The 21,583-nt window shown below is 69.0% G+C and carries 14 protein-coding genes; 6 read left to right on the plus strand and 8 right to left on the minus strand.

Annotated features, from left to right (window positions below; translation table 11 throughout):
* Window positions 1-80: 80 nt before the first annotated feature.
* The gene (gene hemP, locus ACYQ2W_RS10365; protein WP_459866043.1) at window positions 81-248 is read left to right on the plus strand and encodes a hemin uptake protein HemP; all 168 of its coding nucleotides are present in this window, start codon (window positions 81-83) and stop codon (window positions 246-248) included.
* Between the two features lie 81 nt (window positions 249-329).
* Window positions 330-1,547 carry an LbtU family siderophore porin gene (locus ACYQ2W_RS10370; protein ID WP_459866047.1) on the plus strand — a complete coding sequence of 406 codons (1,218 nt, stop codon included), beginning with the start codon at window positions 330-332 and terminating at the stop codon, window positions 1,545-1,547.
* Between the two features lie 126 nt (window positions 1,548-1,673).
* On the opposite strand, the gene ACYQ2W_RS10375 is transcribed toward ACYQ2W_RS10370, so the two are convergent.
* Complete coding sequence (locus ACYQ2W_RS10375; protein WP_459866050.1) at window positions 1,674-3,209, minus strand: M20/M25/M40 family metallo-hydrolase; 1,536 nt, start codon at window positions 3,207-3,209, stop codon at window positions 1,674-1,676.
* Window positions 3,210-3,335: 126 nt separating this feature from the next.
* Between ACYQ2W_RS10375 and ACYQ2W_RS10380 the strand changes: the two genes are divergently transcribed.
* Window positions 3,336-3,965, plus strand: a complete 630-nt coding sequence (locus ACYQ2W_RS10380; protein WP_459866053.1) for a response regulator transcription factor — start codon at window positions 3,336-3,338, stop codon at window positions 3,963-3,965.
* A 60-nt stretch (window positions 3,966-4,025) separates the two neighbouring features.
* Here ACYQ2W_RS10380 and ACYQ2W_RS10385 read toward each other — a convergent pair whose 3' ends face one another.
* Window positions 4,026-5,849, minus strand: coding sequence for an ATP-binding response regulator (locus tag ACYQ2W_RS10385; protein ID WP_459866056.1), 1,824 nt, complete (start codon window positions 5,847-5,849; stop codon window positions 4,026-4,028).
* 51 nt (window positions 5,850-5,900) lie between these two features.
* Window positions 5,901-11,006: an MAC/perforin domain-containing protein gene (locus tag ACYQ2W_RS10390; protein WP_459866059.1), complete on the minus strand. Its 5,106-nt coding sequence runs from the start codon at window positions 11,004-11,006 to the stop codon at window positions 5,901-5,903.
* A gap of 165 nt (window positions 11,007-11,171) precedes the next feature.
* On the opposite strand from ACYQ2W_RS10390, the gene ACYQ2W_RS10395 reads away from it, so the two are divergent.
* Together ACYQ2W_RS10395 and ACYQ2W_RS10400 are read left to right on the plus strand one after the other, a co-directional pair.
* Window positions 11,172-12,179 carry a hypothetical protein gene (locus tag ACYQ2W_RS10395; RefSeq protein WP_459866062.1) on the plus strand — a complete coding sequence of 336 codons (1,008 nt, stop codon included), beginning with the start codon at window positions 11,172-11,174 and terminating at the stop codon, window positions 12,177-12,179.
* Between the two features lie 87 nt (window positions 12,180-12,266).
* Window positions 12,267-14,009 carry an LCCL domain-containing protein gene (locus ACYQ2W_RS10400; RefSeq protein WP_459866065.1) on the plus strand — a complete coding sequence of 581 codons (1,743 nt, stop codon included), beginning with the start codon at window positions 12,267-12,269 and terminating at the stop codon, window positions 14,007-14,009.
* A gap of 296 nt (window positions 14,010-14,305) precedes the next feature.
* On the opposite strand, the gene ACYQ2W_RS10405 is transcribed toward ACYQ2W_RS10400, so the two are convergent.
* The 4 genes from ACYQ2W_RS10405 to ACYQ2W_RS10420 form a co-directional block, all read right to left on the minus strand.
* Window positions 14,306-14,629 (minus strand): low molecular weight protein tyrosine phosphatase family protein, encoded by a 324-nt coding sequence (locus tag ACYQ2W_RS10405; protein ID WP_459866068.1) that lies wholly within the window; start codon window positions 14,627-14,629, stop codon window positions 14,306-14,308.
* Window positions 14,630-14,912: 283 nt separating this feature from the next.
* The gene (locus ACYQ2W_RS10410; RefSeq protein WP_459866071.1) at window positions 14,913-15,599 is read right to left on the minus strand and encodes a hypothetical protein; all 687 of its coding nucleotides are present in this window, start codon (window positions 15,597-15,599) and stop codon (window positions 14,913-14,915) included.
* Between the two features lie 150 nt (window positions 15,600-15,749).
* Complete coding sequence (locus tag ACYQ2W_RS10415) at window positions 15,750-16,283, minus strand: hypothetical protein (RefSeq protein WP_459866074.1); 534 nt, start codon at window positions 16,281-16,283, stop codon at window positions 15,750-15,752.
* Window positions 16,284-16,305: 22 nt separating this feature from the next.
* The gene (locus ACYQ2W_RS10420; RefSeq protein WP_459866077.1) at window positions 16,306-19,437 is read right to left on the minus strand and encodes an NACHT domain-containing protein; all 3,132 of its coding nucleotides are present in this window, start codon (window positions 19,435-19,437) and stop codon (window positions 16,306-16,308) included.
* Window positions 19,438-19,947: 510 nt separating this feature from the next.
* Between ACYQ2W_RS10420 and ACYQ2W_RS10425 the strand changes: the two genes are divergently transcribed.
* Window positions 19,948-20,988: a cytochrome-c peroxidase gene (locus ACYQ2W_RS10425; RefSeq protein WP_459866080.1), complete on the plus strand. Its 1,041-nt coding sequence runs from the start codon at window positions 19,948-19,950 to the stop codon at window positions 20,986-20,988.
* 157 nt (window positions 20,989-21,145) lie between these two features.
* Here the strand turns inward: ACYQ2W_RS10425 and ACYQ2W_RS10430 are convergent.
* On the minus strand, window positions 21,146-21,583 hold a 438-nt coding region (locus ACYQ2W_RS10430; RefSeq protein WP_459866083.1), incomplete at its 5' end, for a type VI secretion system-associated protein TagO.

Raw genomic sequence — 21,583 nt, forward strand, 5'->3', positions numbered from 1 at the left:
ATTATTTTTTACAACCCCATTGACTCGCAAATGAGAATCGTTATCATAGCTGTCGGTTTCCAGACGCAGTGGGCGGAGTGATGCAGGAAAAGCGCAATCGACCGGAACGGGAGGCGGTGTTTCCCGGGCCCCGGCGGGTGAGCAGCGAACAGCTGTTCGCCGGGGCCTCACGGGTGGTGATCGAACACCGGGGCGAGGAGTACCGCCTGCTGATGACTCGCCAGGGGAAACTGATTCTGACCAAGTAGACAGCAGCAGACCATCGGGTAAGCCAGCCGCCGCCAGCCAGCCCTCTTTTCCATTTCCCAATCGACAGAGGGTAATTGAGCATGATCAAGAAGAGCGTGGCGGTCGCCGTGGTGGCGGCCTTGGGCGGGCAGGGAGTCGCGCTGGCGGATGGGGCCCCGGCGGGCGGCGCGGTGAGCGATCGTCTGCAGCGGATGGAGCAGCGGATGGAGTATCTGGAGGAGCGGGTGGCGTCCCAGGAGCGGGAGATCCTGGCGCGCGAGCAGCGCATCGCCGAATTGGAGGGGACTTCCTCCTCCGCCGGCCCGGGCCCCTGGTGGCAGGGGGTGGAGATGGGCGGCACGGTGGAGGTGGAGGCGAGCCACACCGACAACGACGGCTTCGGCGGTAGTGACGCCAGCGACATCGCGGTGGCCACCGTGGAGCTGACCATCGATGCCACGGTCAACGACTGGACCCGCGCCAACCTCACCCTGCTCTACGAAGAGGACGACACCCCGCTGGGGGTGGACGCCGCCACCATCACCTTCGGCAATCCGCAGGTGAGCCCGATCTACTTCACCGCGGGCCACATGGCGGTCCCCTTCGGCCACTTCGACAGCCACATGGTCTCCGACCCGTTCACCCTGGAGCTGGGCGAGACCTACGAGACGGTGGCCCAGCTCGGCTTCGCGCGCAACGGGGCCTACGGTAGCGCCTGGCTGTTCAACGGCGACCAGGACGACGGCGAGGACCGGATCAACGACCTCGGCCTCAACCTCGGTTATGCCTGGGAGGGGGAGCAGTTGAGCGGTGATCTCGGCTTCAGCTACACCTCCAATCTGGCCGACTCCGACACGGTCAGCGACTACCTGGACGATAATGTGGGCCTCGGCGGGACGATCCGCGACAACGTGGCGGGCTATGGCGTCCACGCCACGCTGGCCAGCGGTCCGTTCAGCTTCATCGGCGAGTATGTCACCGCCGCGGACGCGTTCGACCGCACCGAGATGCAGTTCAACGGCGGCGGCGCCGAGCCCAGCGCGTGGAACCTGGAGGCCGGTTACACCTTCGCCCTGGCCGGCCGGGAGAGCACCTTCGCGGTGGGCTATCAGGAGACCGACGAGGCGATCGCCCTCGGCCTGCCGAAGCGGCGCACCTCGCTGGGGTTGTCGGTGGCGATGCGCGAGGACACCACGCTCTCCTTCGAGTGGGCCCACGACGAGGACTACGACCCCGGCGACGGCGACGCGGTCACCGGCGCGGCCGGCAGCGGCGAGGATGCGGATACGGTGACCGTCCAACTGGCGGTGGAGTTCTGACCCGCGGTCGTCCGCTCCAGCGTGGAGCGGACGGCGATGATTTCATCGGACGGGTCGCCGGCCCATGGGCCATCGCGGGCCCTGGGTGAAAACCGCAATTTTATCCGTCAAACCCCGTATTCACCGTCACGCCTCGGGATTGACGAAGAGCCCGCGCAGGATCTCGCACAGCGCCGCGTAGAAGGGGGCGACGCTGGCGGCGTCGAGGCGCTCCCGGATGGTGTGGGGCTCGACGATGGTCGGTCCGATGGAGATGCACTCCATCTCCGCGCCGTACTTCTCCACCACGTAGCCGCACTCCAGCCCGGCGTGGATCACCCGCGCGGCGTGGCGCTCGCCGTAGTGCCGCCGGTAGACCGCGCGGGCCACGGCGAGCAGTGGTGACCCCTCCACCGGCTGCCAGGCGGGATAGGCGGCGGTGCGATCGATCAATGCCTCGGCGCCGAAACGGCGGGCGATCAGCTCGTGCTCGGCGAGCAGTCCGTCGAGGTTCTCCCGGTTGGAGGAGCGGTTGGAGCAGCGCACGGTGAGTTGCGCCTCCGCGGTGCGGGTGACCGCCAGATTGGTGGAGGTCTCCACCGTGTCGGGCAGCGCCGGGATCATCCGCAGGACGCCGTGGGGGATCGCCCCCAGCAGGCCGAGCACGGCATCGCCGTCCTCCTCGGTGAGCGGCGGGTAGGGAGGGGCTTCGAGGTTCCCTTCGACCTGGAAGGTCATCGCCGCCTCCACCGGTTGCAGGGTCTCCCTGAGTGCGGCGAGCAGCCTGAGCAGGTCGTCGGCGAAGGCCTCGGCCTGCGCCTCGCGCACGTAGACCGTGGCGTGGGCGGCCACCGGGATGGCGTTGTCCTTGTTGTGCTCCGGCGGCTGGCCGATGGCCACCAGCCGCAGGTCGTAGCTGCCCCCCTCGGTGGCCGTCAGCCGCCGGTCGAGGCGCGCCAGGGCCCGGGCCAGGAGCTTGACCGCATTGGCCCGTCCCTTGTTGATGTCGATCCCCGAGTGGCCGCCGCGCAGCTGCTCGATGGCGATATCCCGCCGTACCCACCCCGCACCGACGGCGGCGCGGCGTAGTGGCAGCCGGTACTCGGCGGGGGCGCCGCCGGCGCTGCCGTAGGTGATCTCCTCCAGCACCTCGGAGTCGAGGTTGATGAAGCGCCGGCCGTGCAGCAGGTCGGCGGGGAGCTCCCGGGCACCGGCCAGGTTGGTCTCCTCCTGCACGGTGAACAGACATTCGAGCGGGTAGTCGGCGAGTGCCGGGTCGGCCAGTGCGGCCAGCGCGGTGGCGACGCCGATCCCGTTGTCGGCACCCAGCGAGGTGGGCTGCCCGGCGTGGCGGGCACCGACCCACGCGCCGGGCCGGTCGAGGCGGTGGAGCTGCAGCGGAAAGATGTCGTCACGCGGGATGGTCACCATGTCGAGGTGGGCCTGCAGGGTAACCCACGGCGCCTCGGCGAAGGGGCCGCGGCCGCGGCGGCGCAGCACGATGTTGCGTCGTCCCGGCGCGCTCGCCGCCGCCTCGTAGTGGATCTCCTCGACGCCCAGCCGGCGCGCCTCGTCCACCACGTAGCGGCGGACCGGGTCCTCGCCACCGGAGGCGTGGGGGAGGCGGGCGATCGCCAGGAAGTGGTCGTGGATCGGGCGGGGTTCGAAAAGGGGGTCGCTCACGCTGGTGATCTCCGGGTCGTCATGGACGGTAGCCGCGCATGATCGCCGAAGCGGGTGGCGCGGTCCATGGCCCGCCGACGTATGATGGCGACTCCCGCGACCGGCGCGCGCACAAGGAAGCAGAGCATGAAAATAGTGGTAGTGGATGATCACGAGCTGTTCCGCGACGGCCTGGCCACCTTGATCGTCGACCTGATCCCCGGTGCCGAGGTGGTTGGCGCCGATGGTGGCCGGGCCGCCGAGGCGGTGGTCGGCGCCGGCGGGGTCGACCTGGTCCTGGTCGACCTGCGCCTCGCCGACGGCTCCGGGCTGGCGCTGATGGAGCGGCTCGCCGAGCGCGACCCGTCGCTGCCGATGGTGGTGATCTCGGCGTTCGACGAGCGGGCGGTGGTGGATCGCGCGCTGGCCGCCGGCGCCTCCGGTTTTCTGCCCAAGCAGCTCTCGCGCAAGGCGATGGGCCGGGCGTTGTCGCGCATCCTTGCCGGTGAGGTGTGGTCTCCCTACGACGCGGCGTCGGAGGGGGAGGGGGCGGACGCCGCGGCGCTCCCGCCGGAGGTGGGGGAGCGGCTGACGCCGCGCCAGCGGGAGGTGTTGGCACTGCTGCTGGAGGGGCTGCCCAACAAGCGGATCGCCGCCCGGCTGGGGATGGCGGAGAAGACGGTGAAGGCCCACCTCAGCGCGGTGTTCGGCGCGCTGGGGGTGCGCAACCGGGCGGAGGCGGTGGCGCGCACCCTGGAGTTGCGCCTGTCGGTCTGACGAGCGGTTCGGCGGTCGCGGGGGCGTGTGTTCCGAGCGTCCGTCGGGCTTCGCTGCCGCTCAACCCGACCTACCCGGTGGCTGGCGGCCCGTTCTCACCCGCCCGAGGAAGGCGCGCAGGCGGGCCGGCGGCAGCGGCTTGTGCAGGGCGGGGATGCCGCTGGCGTGGATCCGTTCCCACTCCGCGCCGCTGGTGTCGCCGGTGACGATCAGCGCGGGGATCGCGCGCCGGTAGCGCGCGCGCAGCGCCTCCACCACCTCGATGCCGTCGCGCCCCCGCGCCAGGCGGTAGTCGGCGACGATCGCCTCGGGTGCGGCGGCCCCCTCCAATTGCCGCTCGGCCTGCTCCAGGTCGGCGGCGGCGAGCACCCGGCAGCCCCACCGCTCCAGCAGGGTGGCGATGGCGTCGAGGGATTCGCGGCTGTCGTCGATCACCAATACCCGCAGCCCGGCTACCCCGCCCGCCGTCGGAGTCGCGCCGTCCGCCGTCCCGCCCTCCGCCGCTGGCGCCGCGGGGCGTCGGGCGGCGGGGAAGCGCAGGCGGAAGCGTGAGCCGCGGCCGACCCGCGAGGCGACGCTCAGCTCCACCCCGAGTACCCGCGTCAGCCGGCGCACGATCGCCAGCCCCAGCCCGAGGCCCTTGTCGCGGTCCCGTTCGGGGTTATTGAGCTGCACGTACTCGTCGAAGATCGACTCCCGCGCCGCCGACGGGATGCCGATGCCGCTGTCCCACACCTCCAGGTCGATCCGGTCGCCACGCCGCCGGGCGGCGAGCAGCACGCCGCCGCGCTCGGTGAAGCGCAGCGCGTTGACCAGCAGGTTGCGCAGCACCCGGCAGGCGAGCACCGGGTCGCTCTCCACCCAGCCGTCGATCGGCCGCAGCCGCAGGCGCAGCCCCTTGGCGGCGAACTGGCTGGCCAGCTCGCTGTGCAGCTGTTCGAACAGGGGGGCGAGCGCCACCGCCGTGTTCTGCGGATGGACCGTCCCGGCATCGAGACGGGAGAGGTCGAGGATGGTGTTGAGCAGCTCGGTGAGCCCCTGGGCGGAGGCGCGCGCCTTCTCCGCCAACGCCGCGTGGTGGGTGCCGTTGTCGGGGCCGGCGGCCAGCTCGTCGGCCAGCGGGTCGAGGTAGAGGGTCAGCGCGTGCAGCGGTTGGCGCAGGTCGTGGGAGGCGGCGGCGAGGAAGCGGCTGTTGGCGCGGTAGGCCCGCTCGGCGCGTTCCTTCTCCACCTTCAGGTGCTCCAGCAGCTCGAGGTTTTCGTAGCGCAGGGCGATGTTCTCGGCGAACGAGGCGTGGATGCGGTGGGCGAGGTAGAGGGCGAGCGCGGTCATCGGCAGGCCGAGGGCGCCGATCAGCTGCCAATCGAAGCGCTCGCTGAACAGCAGTTGCAGCAGCACCGGGGCGATGGTCGGCAGGGTGTAGGCGTAGTAGGTCTCGACCCGCCAGGCGAGCACCGGGATGCCGCTCAGCGCGTGGCCGGTGATGAAGACCACCAGGAAGGCGGTGTAGGTGGGGTGCTGGGGGGCGCAGAAGAGGGTGCCGGCGACCCCCCAGGCGAGGCCGATGGCCAGTGCCGCGAGGGTGAAGCGCCGCCCCCAGCGCGGCGCCTCCGCGGCGGGCGGCGGGCGGCGCAGGTAGCGCGCCAGCAGCCGTTCGCGGGCCCACAGGGTGAGCAGCATGCCGCCGCTCCAGGCGAGCACCGCGGCGGACGGGAAGTAGTGGGCCGCCTCCAACGCGAAGACCGCCACGGAGAGCAGCAGCAGCAGGCTGACCGAGCCGTGGCGCCGGTAGAGGTGGTCGACGGTGTCGGCGAGGATCCGTGTCTCGCGGGGAGTGGAGGCATCCATCGGGGCGATGATAGGGGCGGCGGCGGCGCTGGGCAAAGGCGCCGCGGTGGGTTGGTGGCGACCACCGCGGCGTCTCCCCGCGGGCGCTCAGCCGCGGAAATTGCCGAGGATCAGCAGGTCGCCGGGGACGTGGGCCTCCGCCTGCATCTCGATCGCCCCTTCGTCGGGGAAGATCAGGTTGCGCACGGCGAACAGCGGCAACGCCTTGAGGGGCTGGAGAAGCTTCTCCTCGATCCGGCGTGGCGTGTCGTTCTGCGCCGCCTCCAGCATGTGCTGCCCGCAGTGTCCCGGGATGTTCCAGCGGTCGCCGATGATCCCGCGGTCCTCGATCCACGGCCGCCGCAGGTTGAGCGGGGCGATCGACGGGTCCTCGGGATGGATGGCGGTGATCTTCAGCCACTGACCGGGGGCGTTCGGCCGGCTTTCGATGGTGACCTTGACCCCGATGAAGAAGCGCAGGAAACCCTCGTAGCCGAACTTGTAGCGCCCCTTCTCCTCCCAGGCGTCCCAGAACTTGCTGAAGCGCTGGTGGAAGACCTCGACGTCCACGCGCAGTTGATCGCCCCTGGAGAGGACCAGCAGGCCGGGCCGCTTCTCCCAGTACTCGACGTGGATCGAGCGGAAGTGGTGGCGCAGCGCGCCGCCGTTCACGCTGTAGTGGTAGCGGTCGACGTGGGCGAAGACCAGGCCGCCGTCCTCGTCGCGGCTCCACTTCGGGGCGTCGACGGTGATCTCTCCGCTGAGGTCGTAGCCGGTGCTCTGTGCGTTGTAGCGCGAGAGCTGCCATCCGCTCCCCCGCAACGCCTCGTTGGCCACCTCCATGAAGAAGCGCTCGCGGGCGATGATCACCGAGCAGTCCGCGCCGTCCGGCAGCGGCTCGTCGAGGTCGATGGCGGTCTCCACCGGGAGCGGGCGGTGGCCGGTCATGACGAACAGCTGGAGCAGCTCCACCCCCCGCGGGGTGCGGGTCGCGCGGAAGCGGAAGGCGGTGGGGCGGAGGACGGTGTCGACCGCGACTTTTTTCAGGTCGATGCGGTGGAGGAGGTAGCTCACCCGGTGGGCGGCGAAGTGCTGCTGGATCGCCCGGCTCACCTGGTGTCCCGTCTCGCCGTCGACCGCGATCCCGTCGATGACGAAGGCGCCGCGGCCGAGGTCGAGGACCACGTCCAGCACCTCGCCGGAGGCGCCGCCGGCGGTCACCGTGCCCTTCACCTGTTTCAGATCGAGGAAGGCGCTCAGGGTCCGTTGGGCGAGGGTGGTGGTCACCGGTTCGCCCACCGTCGCGTCGTGTGCGTCGACGATCCGGCGGGTCAGGGTGCCCTTGCCGATCTCCATCTGCAGCAGCAGGTGGTCGGGGGCGTCCGGGCTGAAGTCGAGCCGCGGGTAGCCGTAGGTGAATTCGAGACGGACCACCGCCTGCTGGCCGTCGCCGAGCGGGTAGCGCGCCTCGTTGGCGATCTCGTGGCGGTAGCCGGCGTCGCGCTTCAGTTTCTCGTACTGCCGGTTCAGCGTCTTGCGCGCCTCGTCCAGGCTCATGCTGATGACGATGTCCCAGTCGCGGGTGACGGTCTTGGACTTGTGGTCGAACATCTTCTTGACCAGCAGGTCGACGTGCTCCCGCTCCGCCGGACGGGCGGTGGTGACCGCTGGCGAGGACGTGTCGGCCGCCACCGGGGCGGGGGCGGGTGGCGGCGCGGCGGCGGCCGGCGCCGCTGCCGGGGGCGGCGTCGCGCCCACGGCGGGAGCGGCTTGTGGCGACTGCGCGGGGTTGCCGTGTCCCTCCTCCTCCTCGACGATGCGGTTGCTCACCGTCAGCTCCAGCGCGACCTCCACCAGCGGCGGTAGCCGGAGACCCCGGTTGGTGGGGACCTCGGGCAGCTCGATCAGCCACTCGCCGAAGGGGGTGATCTCGCTCGGCCGCTCGTCGCTGCTGGCCGGCGGCGTCGGGCCGCTGGCCGCGCTCCCGGCGTCGTCGAGCGGGTGGATGAAGCTCATGGTGCGCGACGGGGTGTGGAAGGTCATCCGCCGGCGCGTCAGGTCGCGGTCGTAGAACGGGGCGCTCTGGAAGGTGGCTCGCACGTTGTAGTGGCCGCCGTCGGTGCGCTCGATCCCCGCCACCCGCACCACCAGGTCGACCACGCGCAGGGTCACGTAGGGGGCGAACTGCGGGTCGTCGGAGGGGATGCGCAGGGCGTGGCAGGCGCCGTGGAGCAGCGCGTCGCTGCTCACCCGTCGTTTCACCACCACGGTTTCCAGTTCGTTGGCCGGGCGGGCGGCGAGGGCCGACTCGGCGGCGATGCGCGCCTGACCCTGGGCGCGGCGGGCGTCGAGGAAGCCGAGGATGGCGTAGTTGCGGATCAGGGTGGGCGGTTGCAGGGTCTCGTACTGCAGCGCCTGATCCTGCAGCAGGAAGGTCTTGGCGAGCATCGCCAGCATCTGCCGCCGCTGGAAGTCGAGCAGGCCGGTGAGACCGACCAGGTCGATCTCCCCCTTCTCCTCCAGCGGGCGGATCGCGGCGGGGCCGTCGAGGCGCTCGATCAGCCGTTGGAGCCGCTTGGCGTGCGCCTCGTTGACCCCCTTCATCCCCTCGGCGGTGTGGATCTCACGCAGCAGCTGGTGCAGCTTCGCCTTGGCGCCGACCACCGCCTTGCCGCGCAGCACCAGCAGCTCGAAGGCGGTGGCCAGCTCGGCGGCGGCGGCGGCGACCACGGCGTCGGTGGACTTGGACTGGGCCATCACCGCGCGGAAGTTGATCACCGTCTCGTTCCACAGCAGCTTGCCGGTGTCGCCGAAGGAGCCGCCGCCGAGGCGGTCGAGCGAGCGCTGGGTCTCCAGCATCCGCCCCATCTCGTCGCCCGCCTGGCGGGCGGCGGCGTCGTAGAGGCGGGTGGTGGACTTGAAGACGTCCTGGATGTTCTGGATGTCCCGGGCCGACTGGGCCAGGTTGACCGCCGCGACGAAGGCGCCGGCCTGGGCGCCGGGGACCACCACCGCCTTGGCCAGGGTGAAAAGGTTCGCCGCCACGTCGAAGACCACCCCGATCGAGGCCTGGAACGCCTGCTCCTCCAGTTCGACCTGGAGTGCCTCCCGATAGCGCATGGCGGCGGCGTCGACCGCCTGCTGCTGGGCGTGGAGGCGCTCCTCGAGAAAACCGATCTGCGTCTTCTGCCGCGTCGCCTCCCCCTCCTGGGCGTGGAGCACGGCATCGTAGTGTGCGGCCAGATCGCCGCGGTGCTTCGCCGTCGCCTGGATCAGCCGGGCGAGGAGTCTGCCGCTGTCGATGATGTTGCGGTTGAGCGTCTCGGCGCGGGCCTGATCGCGCTCCTCGCGGCAGCGGCGGTCGATCTGGCGGGTGCAGTCGCGGATCTCCTCGGCGACCCGTTCGGTCAGCGCGAGCAGGTCCTGTACCGGACGTTCGTAGCGGCTGGAGTGGAGCAGCGGCACGAACGCGCCGTGGTCGGCGTCGGTCCGGTAGCCGCCGAGGTCGCTGGCGCGCAGGCGCAGCCGGGTCAGCTCCACGCGCCGCCGGCAGCGCTCCAGCGGGGCCTCGGTGATGCCGCCGCGGGGCAGCCAGCGGAGGTAGTCGCGCACCACCTGCTGGAGGGGCGGGACCGCCTCGTCGGCGGACGGGCTGCGCTGGAAGCCGAGCACCGCCTCGGCGAAGGCCATGGAGAACTCGATGCTGGTGCAGACCTCGTCGAGTGCCTCGGCCGACGGCGGGGCGAACACGTTGCCCGTTACCCGCGGCATGCCGTCGCTGCCCCGTCGGTAGCGCAGGCCATCGCAGATCACCTCCCACGCCTCGCCGTCGGCGCGCTGCAGCCGCGCCACGCCGAGGAAGCGCCCGCAGTGGATCTCCAGCGCGTCGGGGCCGATCCCGGCCAGCTCCAGCACGGTCGGCTCGCCGCCGGCGTTGCCCGGCGTGCGCAGGTCGAGGATGTGCCCGACCAGCCGTACCCGCCGGCTGCCGGGGAGCGCCACCGGGGTGGCCGAGTCGGCCGCGATCACGTAGCCGTAGGCGGTGAACTCCTCCACCGTCTCGCGGTGGGCGAGGCGCAGCTCGGCGAGGTCGAGGTGGCCGCGATAGAGGTTGATGGTGGGGGTGGGCAGGGTCGAGAGCAGGCCGCCGTGGTCGTCGCCCAGCAGCGGGCGGAAGGCCCGCGTATCGCGGGAGGGCGGAAAGCGCAGCGTCACGCGGCCGCCGAAGACCGCTGCCATGGCGCTCTTGAAGACCCGCTCCCAGCGGCGCCCGCGGCGGTCGCCGGCGCTGTTCATCGGCGCCAGGCGGACGCCGATCGGGGCCTGGTCGCGGTACTCGCGGTTGAGCCGGTCGAGCCGGTGGAGCCGGTCGTAGAGGAAGGGCGCGAAGATCGAGTCGCCGTGGGCCCGCTCCTCCTCGCGCCACTCGCCGCCGGCGAGCTGCTCGACGAAGGTCCTGGAGTGGCTCAGGCAGAGCAGGTTGCCGTATTCGGCGACGAAGCCGTCGACCGCCTGGCCGGCGGGGGAGGTGAAATAGACGAAGTCGAGCGCGTCGAGGTCGCGCAGCGGCAGCGGCCGCCCGGCGTGGGCGGCGCGGACCCGCTCGAACGGCTCGGGCGCATAGGCGAACACCTGCACGATCCGGTCGCCGAGGCGCACCGCCGAGACGTAGTGGGTGCCCCACTCCTCGAACAGCCGCAGGTAGTGCGCGGCGCGCTCCGCGGTCAGCGCGGGCTCCTGCTCCAGGGCGCTGCCGAGCTGCTCCAGTTCGCGGGTGAAGGCCTCGTCGACCTCCGCCTTGGCGGTGTCGTAGCGCGCCTCGCCATCCTCGCGGGTCAGCTTGACCAGGGCGTAGCGGCGCTGGTCGTTGAGCGGGACGCCGAGGCGCGCCTGCAGGGTCTCGCGGGAGCGGGGGCCGTCGCCCGAGAACAGCGTCAGCGCACCGGCGGGGAGCTGCGGGGCGTCCTCGCCAGGGGCCTCCACGGTGTAGTCGAAGAGCGCCGAGAGCAGGCTCTCCGGGGTGTCGTGCAGCGACACCTCGGGATAGCCCCAGTCGCCGCGGGCGCTCAGCTCCGGCAGGGGCTGCGCAGCGAGGGCCCGCTGCCGCGCGGGCACCAGCAGCTTCAACTCACCGGCGGCGGGATTCCAGCCGGGGCGGTAGCCGTGAAGCAGGCTCGCGGTCTGGCCGAGTGGGACGCTGTGCAGGATGCTCATCTCAACTCCTCCTGGTTGGAATTCCCGATGGGTTGCCGCGATTATGGTGGTCCGGGAGTAGGGGCGGTATGGGACGTTGGTCCTATTGGCCGCGTCGCCGCGTTCTGCGATCCTCCCTGCGGGAGCCCTTTCCCGTTCCGTCTTCAGCACAAGGAGTGAACCGCCATGAGTGACCACACCATCGAAATTTCGGACCTGCGACCCGCCGACATCCTGCTCTTCTCGGGCGTGGAGGGCGACTGGATCTCCGAGGCGATCATGTACCTCACCGAGTCGAAGGTAAGCCATGCCGGGATGTCCTACCGGCAGTACCGCGAGATCATCGACCAGGTGCCGCCGACGGTGCGGGTCGCCGAGGCGGCGCCGGCGTTCCGTGGGCGCACCATCTACGTCAACCGCTACGACGGGCCCGAACGGGAACTCGCCCCGGTGCTCGACGCCGCCCGGGGCTACCTCAATGACGAGACCCCCTACGCCTGGGGCAACCTGGTGCTGTTGGGATTGCTCCTGATCTACAAGAAGTTCACCCCCGGCGGCGCGCTGCGCCGGGTGATGATCGAGATCTTCAAGAAGCTCGCCGCCGAGATCATCACCTACATCAATCAGGGGCTCCACCCCGGCAAGCTGCCGATGGTCTGCTCGCAGTTCGTCTACCAGTGCTACCAGGATGCCGGCGCCGGCTATCGGCTGAAGATCGACAACGGCAACCTGGTCGGCGTCTCGCTGCTCGGCGAGGAGGGGGCGTGGAGTCTGCTCGACCAGGTGATCGCGCGGACCCGCGCGGTCGACTCGGCGGAGCGTCGCGCCTACCTCGCCGGCCCGGCGGTGAGCGAGCTCGGCGAGGCGCCCGTCCGCTCGTGGGACGAGCTGGCCGAGGCGCTGGTCGAGGCGTTGCGCGGGGAGGAGGCCGGGCGCGGGGAAGCGGGGGTGCGGGCGGCCGGCGAGGCGCTGGAGGATGAACTGGTGGGCGCGGTCTACCAGTTCGCCGAGGCCTACCATGCGCTGGTCAGCGGCGTGCCGGCCGACTTCGGCGGCCTCGCCAAGGCCGTCGAGCGGGGCGGCTCGGCCGATGCCCTCGGTTTCCTCAAACTGGAGGAGGCCTACTTCGTCACCCCGGCGGACCTGCTGGAGCGCTGCACCAACGCCAAGCGGGTCGGCGTGATCGTCGGCTGATCCCGACCGGCGGGCGGACGGGCCGGGAGGTGGTTTTCCACACTGTGGTAATGTCTTCGCTCCCGATCCCGGTTGGAGGTATCCGTCATGGTTGAGCTCATGCGTTCGCTTTTCCCGTCCCGTCGGCGTCGGCCGATGGCCTTGCCGCCGTTGGCGGCCTGGTGTCTGGCGCTGCTGGCGCTCGCGGCTGCGGGCCCCGCCGCCGCGCGCAGCGTCAGCCCCCTTCCCGCCGCGCTGGCCAACCTCACCGAATATCGCGGTCAGGACGGCGTCAGCTACTACTTCCAGCTGACCGGTTCCAGCGACGGCGGGGTGTGGGGCAGCGGGATCTATACCGACGACTCCTCGGTGGCGGCGGCGGCGGTGCACGCCGGGGTGCTCGCGGTGGACGAGACCGGGGTGGTGAAGGTGACCGTGCTGGCGGGGCAGGCGAGCTACGCCGGAAGCTCGGCCAACGGGGTCACCTCGGCGAGCTACGGGACGTGGAGCGGCAGCTTCCGTGTCGAGGCCGACGACGGCGGCGACAACCCGACGTTGGCCGATCCCGGCACGCTGGTCCGTTTCCGCGGCATGCCGGGCGGCGTCTACCGGTTCCAGGTGAGCGGACAGGCCGACGCCGGCACGGTGTGGGGGACCAACCGCTACACCGACGACTCGTCGCTGGCCGCCGCCGCGGTCCACGCCGGCGTGCTCGCCAATGGCGAGAGCGGGGTGGTCCGAGTGGTGATCGGCCCGGCCGCCGACCGCTACCTCGGGAGCGAGGTCAACGGGGTGGCCAGCGCCAACTACGGCTACTGGGACGGCAGCTACGCGGTGGGGGATCTCTCCGGCACGGTGGCGCCGCAGGGCCACCCGGGCGGTCCCGACAACCCCTACGGCGATCCCGGCAGCCTGACCGCCTATCGCGGCCTCGACGGCGGCGCCTACTATTTCAACCTGGAGGGGACCGGCAGCGGCGGGATCTGGGGGAGCGAGGTCTATACCGACGACTCCGATCTCTCCACCGCGGCGGTGCATGCCGGGGTGCTCGCTTCCGGCCAGACCGCCACCGTGAAGGTGGTGGTGCTCCCCGGCCAGGACGCCTACACCGCCTCCACCGCCAACGGCGTGACCAGCAGCCGCTACGGGGCGTGGAGCGGCAGCTACCGGGTGGCGGCGCCCGACGGCGGGCTCGGCACCATACCCACCTTCGGCGGGGCGACGCAGGCCGCGGCCACGGAGGGGAGCCCCTTCAGCCTGACGCCGACGGTGGTGGGCACGGCCACCTGGCTGGACGCCACCGGCCTGCCCGAGGGGTTGAGCTTCGACGGGGTGTCGATCAGCGGGACGCCGCGGGTCGCGGGGCGCTTCCCGCTCACCCTGTGGGCGGCCAACGGCAGCGGCGAGTCCTCGAGCACCCTGTGGCTCGACATCGGCGGTGACGGGACGGTGGTCGACGGCGGCACCCAGGTCCCCGACGATGGTACCCAGGTTCCCGACAGCGGCGGCGAGGTGGCGGCCCCCTGCGTGGCGACCCTCTCCACCGAACTGCAACTGGAGGTCCCGGCGATCGAATACCGCAGTGGCGCGGATAGCCTGTGGTTGGCCGCCAGTTTCCGCTACGAGCCGTTGGACGACGGCGCGCCGGGCTTCCGGGTGGTGGGTTACAGCACCATCAATGCGCCCCGGGTGGATTGCGCCACCGCCACCTTGAGCTCGCAGATGGCCCTGGAGCTACCGCTGGTGCACTACGTCACGCCGCTCGCCACACTGCCGTTGCGGGCCAGCCTCCAGTATCGAGCCGATGTGGGCGTGGTGTTCGAGCTGACCGACTTCGCCGTCCAGCAGTAGCTCGCCCCTGCCGCGGCGACGCCGATGGGGGCCGCGGGCGCCACGCCTCGACGACCTCGTCGAGCGTGGCGTACCGCTGGCGAGGGATCGCCGCCACCCCTCTTCACCGCACTATCGCCCCGATCCGTAGGGCGGATTAGCGATAGCGTAATCCGCCGGGAGCGAGGGCGCCTTCGCCGGAATCCGCTCCGATCCGGCGGATTACGCGATCGCTAATCCGCCCTACACCCCGTCGAACCATGGCGGGGACCGCAAGGATGGAGAAAATTCCGCGGGGGAGGGCCGTCGTGCCCTCGTTATAGACGCACATGCCGCGACACCCTCGCCTTCAACAGCCTCACCAGCTCCGGCTGCATGTAGTCGTAGCGATCCGCAATATCCAGACAGACCAGCCGCTTCGACTTCAGCAGCGGCGCGTACTTCCTGCTGACCTTGGTGCGGTGCTCCCGCTCCATGACGAAGACCACATCGGCCCACTCGATCAGATCCCCCGACAGCGGCGTCTCCGCGTCGGCATTGGTGCCCGCGCCGATCGCATCGACCCCCGCATAGGCCGAAAACACCGCCTCCGCCGTGGGGCTGCGCAGCCGGTTTTCACTGCATACGAAAAGAAGATTCATCGCACTCTCACCTCCACCGTGCAACCGTAGGTCGCCGCTACCGCGGCGACGCGAACGAAGGCAGCGGGCGTCATGTATTGCCACCCCACCCGAATACGAGAACCGTTCGCAAGGGACCGACGCCGCGTTGCGCATGATGCCCCGTTCCCGGCGCGCCGCGCCCGCCGTGTCGAACGAAGGCTCGTCGTAGGTCGGGTTGAGCGGAAGCGAAGCCCGACGGACGCCTGGGGAGGGCACCGTACCCAGGTTGACCCAACCGCCCGGAGTCTCAACCCAACCTACCTCAGTGAAGGCTGCGCAGCGCCTCCCCGAGCGAGTGGGCCGCGGGGGCGTAGTGCTGCAGGACCATCCCGCCGAGGCTGGAGACCAGCGCCGTCACGGCAAACGGCCAGAAGGTGCGCATCACTGCGGTGGTCAACCAGTGCCGTGTTTCGAGACCGCGCAGCCGGCGATACAGGCTCGCCGAGAGTGCCCCGTCGACCAGCAGTTCGGCGAACAGCGTCGGCGCCGTATAGACGATCCACAGCGACGAGAAGAGCAGCGCTCCCACGATCATCAGGACGGCGAGCGGAATGGCGAACTCCCCCGCCGCGGCGATCGCGCCCGGTGCCTCCGCGGCCGCGCCGCCGTCGTCGAATGTCGCGGACGGCGCCTCGGCGCAGTGGGCCGAGCTGCCGCGGCAGGGGAGGGGCCCGGTCGGCGCGTCCGAGAAGCCCGTGTAGTCCTCGGCGGAACTCCTCAACCAGAGCCACAGCAGGATCAGGAACAGGACGTAGGCGACCGCGATGGCGGCGGGATAGCGGACGGCCATCGACAACACGCAGCAGCGGAGCATCACGAAGGAGGCGAGAAAGCCCATCGCGCCGGTGAGGCCCACGATGAGCGACATCTTCAGCCGCGGGACGTCTCGCAGCATCAGCCGCTTGCGCAGGCGAAGGATCTCGGTGTGGCGCTGGTATCGTGGACGCATGGGATGGGACATCTGGGATTTCCTTGATTCTCTCATTATGCGCCGTTGCCCGATCCCCCTTCCGGCAGCGCCGTCTCGGTGCTCGACCTGCCCTCTCGCCAAATAAGCACATCCATGTGCAAAAGCAGGAGCGAAGCCCGACAGACACGCCTACCGAATCCCAACTTCCACCAACCGCGCCCCGCAGGTGGGACACACCTCCGCGTCGTCGATGGCCCCGTGCCCGCGCAGACAGTGGCGCCGCCGCTTCGACGAACCCCGCCGGTAGGCACTGACCACGACCATCAGCCCGGCCGTATAGAACATCATCCAATGGCCGGAAAAGCCGCGCCACTCGGCGGGGGAGGGGAGATCCGCGCCGTGGCCTCCCGCATGCGGCGAGGTGATGAACCGCAGGAAATTGATCACGGCGTAGACGAGCAGGGCGAAGGTCAGGTATCTCAGCCAGGCGGGGCAGTCGGCGGTGAGGATCCTCCAGTGTTCCCGGCGGAGCACGCCCTTGGTCATCCGCTGTGCGATCAGCACGACTGGAATCCACAGCGGGAAGATGCCGACATGCAGAGCGGCGAAGAGGGCGGTGCCGCCCGGCGGTTGGCCGGCGAGGGCGAGCAGGTGGGCGGCGGTGCTGATGACGAGTCCCGTCGTGGCGTAGGCCATCAGTGCGCGTAGAAGAAGCGGGTTCACGCTGGGCGTACCCGGAGTTCATTCATTGCGAACCGGATCGGCCCTTCCGGATATCCCATCCCAGTTCCTCGTTCATCTGGTCGATCATTTCGACAAGTTGCCTCTCGCCTAACATAGCTTTGCGCGCCACTTTGCCAAGATGCCTTTTTGGGAGTCGCTTATACGGATCGAGATATGGCGCAAGCCCATCTATTTTTTGCGAGAATACCAGTCGTTTGGCGAAGGCGAGTGAGTCAGAATCGTGGGCGAGACTGTACCATCTACAAGCGGCCCATCCTCGCGTACTCGGTGAACCCCCCCGTTTATTCCCAACGTCAGCAAAAAGAGATCGAATTTCTGCGCGTGTCACTTCGTGATTGGCCCAATCTTCGCGAGTGGTCAACAGAGTTAATGCTTGCACGCGAATGTTCTCTCTATCACCATTAATTGCACATTTGGTCAGTAGTTGGCGGGTCTCCTCGGTGGCCCATTCATCGCGAGTGGCCAACAGTTCCAAAGCCCTAAATCGGGTGCTCTCGTCTTCGTCCTCAACAGAACGTTGGATCAGTAGTCGCCGGGTTTCATCGTCGGCCCACCAATAGACTAGCGCGCGCATCGCGCTCCAGCGGATTGTCCAAGTGGACCCAACATGGTGGTCATATTGTCCAGTTGCAAATGATGTAGTCCGTTCCCTGTCGTTGAGGAGTGCGGCGTCAAATTCAGGATAGAATTGGTGTCCAAATCTGTTGAATTTTGAGAAGTCCAGCTTGTGGGTTATTAGCTGTTCACGATTTGGCCACAGTGCCCCGATTTCGATGACCGATGGAAGGAACTCTCTTTCCATGAAAGCGTCTTGCATGAATGGGCTTTGAACACCACTCACAAATTCGACGCACGTTTCCAGCATCTTCGACCCCAATGATCCCATTCTTGCAAGCCCTCTCAATTCGCCCATGCAGCGGATTGCGATCACCAAATGGAAGGGGTAATTGTCTCCAAAAGAAATGTCTTTAGGCAGTTCCTTTAGATTTGCCAAAGTGAGAATCAGACGTTCCGCATACGCCTCTCCCACCTCGCCGCAGATCAGCCGCAGCACCTCGCTCCATTCCGGCTCGTTGCCGTGTTGCCGAAACAGCGTCTCCAGCTCGTCGATACCGAACCCCTCGGTCTGCTGAAACCGCCGCACGTACTCGGTAGCGGTGAGGTACTCCATGAAGGTGCGGTGGAGAAAACCGTAGAGTCGTGGACCGCGGGGGCAAAGCAGGTAGTTGCGGTGCCACAATCCCTGGATCATCTGTTGGGCGGCCCGTTGGGCCTTGGAACCGCGGTAGTCGGGGTAGTTCTCCTCGAACCAGCAGCGGGTGAGCGCCAATAACTCCTGTTCCGCGATGAAATTGCCGCGCAGCCCGGCGGCGCTGGCCTGCATCTCGAAGGCGATGCTGCGCAGCAGCGCCTTCTTGTCCTCCACGTCGAGAAAGCCGAGCGCCTCGTCTTCCAGGTGGTTGTTGATCTCCCACTGGTAGGCGAGCACGTCGATGCACTGCTCATAGAAACGGACCCGTTCGCGGGGCAGCTCCCGCTCGCGGGCGATCAGGCACATGATGGTGAGCAGTAGCGGGTTGCCGGCGAGCCAGCGCACCGAAGGGGAGCGGTCGACGCTGCCGAGGACCCGTTCGACGCGCTGTTCGGCGTCGCGGGGCGCGGTAGGGAAGATGCGGCCGAACCAGGCGCGGGTGAAGCGCTCCTTCTGTTGGCGGTCGAGGTCCTGCAGCCGGTAGTGGGCGAAGCCGGCGGGGCGGAGGATACCCTCGCGGTAGCCGTGGGGGCGGGAGGTGACGACGATCCGCGCCTGCGGGTAGTTCTCGGCGAAGCCGACGATCTGACGCATCACGTGGTCGCGGCGCGCCGGGTCGAAGATCTCGTCGAGGCCGTCGAACAGCACCAGGGCGGGGCCCTCGCGCAGCCGGCGGTCGAGCCAGCGGTCGTCGATGCCGTAGCCCAGCGCCTCGCCCAGGTAGCGGGCGTAGTCCATCAGCGAGTTGACCTCCGCCTCGCTCTCACAGGTGAAGTGGTAGTCGCGCAGCTCGATGAGGAAGGGGAAGTGTTCGCGGCCCGCGGCGGTGAAGCCCTCGGTCCAGGGGAGCGGGCGGTCGGGCTCTTGCGGGTCGCGGGGCGGCTCCAGAATACCGAGGAGCAGGTAGCGCAGCAGGGTCGATTTGCCCGAGCCCGGTTCGCCGGTGAGTACGCAGAGGCGGTTGCGGTCGTCTCTGCGGCCGGTGGGGCGGAGCACCTCCAGTACCGGGCGCACCGGCTGCTCGGTGTAGCGGCTGTGCTGGAAGCGCAGCCGCTGGAGCGCCTCCGATTCCTCCCCCTCCTCCAGCAGGGCGATCAGCTCCGACTCCTCGCCCTTCTCCAGCCGGCCCTCGCGGACCAGCTTCTCGAGTTCGTCCTTGGTGATCTCCACCGGCGGCGGGTTCTCGCGCACGTGCTGCGGTTCGAAGATGTCGCTGACCACCAGGAGGCCGGGGTCCTCGGCGTAGGCGGGGGCGAGGTTGGCCAGCTGCACCGGGGCGAAGGTGTTGCGCATCACCCGCACGTACTGCTCGTGGCGGACGGTGACGCCCACCCCGCGCAGCTGTTCGGTCAGCCGGTGCAGCTGCTGGAGGTTGCGGGCGTTGAGTACCTCGCGCAGTTGCGGAGTGAGGAAGGCGTGCTCCTCGGCCCCCTTGCGGAAGGCGGCGGCGATCACCGGCCAAGCGCCCGCGAGCGGGAGGGGTTCGCCGTCGACGGCCTGCCACTCACGCTCCAGCAGCGCGGGATCCGGCAGGCAGTCGTCGCCCAGCTCGCGCAGGGTCTCCAGCAGGTGTTCGGCGAGTCGCGGGTTGGCGAGGAGGCGTTTGGCGGAGTCGCCGTAGGCGGGCAGGCGGTCGCGGGGCGCGGTCATCCGCAGGAAGTCGCCGAGGGCGTCGATCATCCGCCCCCCGGCATGGGTGAGGGCGTTGCGGTAGGCCTCCTCCAGCGCCTCCTGCTCGGAGCGGTCGAAGGGGATCTGCTCGCCCCGCTCGAAGAGCTTCTTCACCAAGTCCTTGGCGTGCTCCTCCACGGCGGAGGAGAGGACGTCGAGGGCCTTGCTGCCGAGCAGGGCGATGGCGCCGGCGGTGATGGGGTCGATCACGGGGGGCTCCTTTTTATACCGGCCCGTCGCGCTTCTCTACGGGCCGCGGTTGTATTCCGTTCCGGGGTTCGGCCCATCTTCGTTTTCCCGCTGTCGAATGTCCATCATCCGACTCCGCCTCATTCGTCGAGGGTGGTGCTCATGCTCTTTCGGCTTTCTGTAATAGGTGGGTTTGGATGGTGGGCCGTCGAAAGCCCGGCTGCCTCCGCGTGGCTGGGCGTCCGTCTTCGACGGCTTGGGCAGTGTCGTTCGAGGATACCCGGTTCCGGGAGGGCGACCGTGTTGGTTTCCGCGCCCGCCGCAACGGGACGCAGAGCCCTACCGGTGAGGAGGCTGTAACCGTTTTTTCATCTTCCTTTCAGTTTAGATTCAGTCTCAACCCGTTAGCCTCTCCCGCGACCGCGCACCACCTGCGTGCGCCGGTATCCCTTTGTGCGCGCCTTCGCCGCGGCTCCGCCCGGCCGGGCGCGTGGTTTCGGAAGAAGGACTCACCAATCAGGAGAACGGATCGTGAAGCTATCCATGACCCCCATCGCGCTCGCCGTCGGCCTCACCCTCGCCGCCGGCGTGGCCACCGCCGCCACCCAATGGCAGGCGCTGCCGCAGCAGGCGCCGGCCCCCGCCGACAACCCCACCACCGCCGAGAAGGTAACCCTGGGAAAGATGCTCTACTTCGATCCCCGCGTCTCCTCCACCGGTACCGTCTCCTGCTTCTCCTGCCACAACGTGATGGAGGGGGGCGACGACCACCGCCCGACCTCGGTGGGCGTCCACGGTCAGCTCGGCGGGCGCAACGCGCCGACGGTGTGGAACGCCGCCTTCCACTCCAGCCAGTTCTGGGACGGCCGCGCCGCCTCCCTGGAGGAGCAGGCCAAGGGCCCGGTGACCAACCCGATCGAGATGGGCATGAGCGACCTCGACTCGGCGGTCTCGCGGCTGAAGCGGATTAGCGGCTACCAGCCCTACTTCGACGCCGCCTTCGGTCCCGGCGAGAACATCACCGCCGACAACATGGCCAAGGCGATCGCCGCCTACGAGCGCACCCAGATCACCCCCGACAGCCCCTACGATCGCTACGTGCGCGGCGACAAGACGGCGCTCACCGCCCAGCAGGTGCGCGGGATGGACGGCTTCGCCGCAGCCGGCTGCACCTCCTGCCACTCCGGTGCCAACTTCGACGGTCCCACCCTCGAGGCGGGCCAGCCCTTCCTGATGAAGTTCCCCACCTTCCCGGGCAGCGTCTACGAGGCGAAGTACGGTCTGACCAAGGACCTGGGCCGCTACGCCAGCACCAACAACGAGGCGGACAAGCACATGTGGCGGGTGCCGACCCTGCGCAACCTGCCCTATACCGCGCCCTACTTCCACAACGGTTCGGTGAAGAGCCTGCCGGAGGCGGTGCGGGTGATGGCCAAGACTCAGCTGAACAAGGAGCTGGACGACGGCCAGGTGAACGACATCGTCGCCTTCCTCGAGGGGGGGCTGACCGGTCCGTTCCCCGATCAGACCATGCCCCACCTGCCGCCGACCCCGGGCGATCTGCTGGAGTAGGTGGCGCTCCTCACGGCCGATTCGTCATCGCGGACCGGCCGTTCGGATATCTAGGGGCGCACCGCTATCCGGTGCGGTGTGCCCCTGCCGCAGATTCCTTCCGTCCGAGGATAGGGAAACGACAAACGTGTCGGCGGCGGGGGAGGGCTTGGCGGGGTTACCAGTGGCAGGCGCGTCTGAGCGGTGCGATTGCCTTGGGTAGCCCGCCGATATCGAACTCGAAAGTAGCCGGGTTGTCATGGTACGGCGTCAGTTGAACCAGCAGTTTTTCGTGATTCATCAGCGTCTTCGTGAATTGGATGGGGCTGGTCGGGGCGAATACGGCTTTCGTGTCCGTTGAGATCGACCAATCGGAGGTCGAGGCCGTTTCCTTGTCGAGGCGGGTGAGTACAGAAGTTTTCCGTAGGCCGAGGTATAGGCCCACGTTGATAAACACTTCCGTTTTGTTCTCTGCGCAGCGCACCCAAAGCGATGGCCGCGCCCTACCAAATGTTCCGAGCCGATATCGCGCGCGGCTGGAGTCGTGGGTGCAATCTGATGTTTCGTCGCCCAGCAGGCGTTTTATCAAGAATTGGGGGAACGGGAAACCCGAGGG

The organism is Endothiovibrio diazotrophicus (assembly GCF_054657215.1).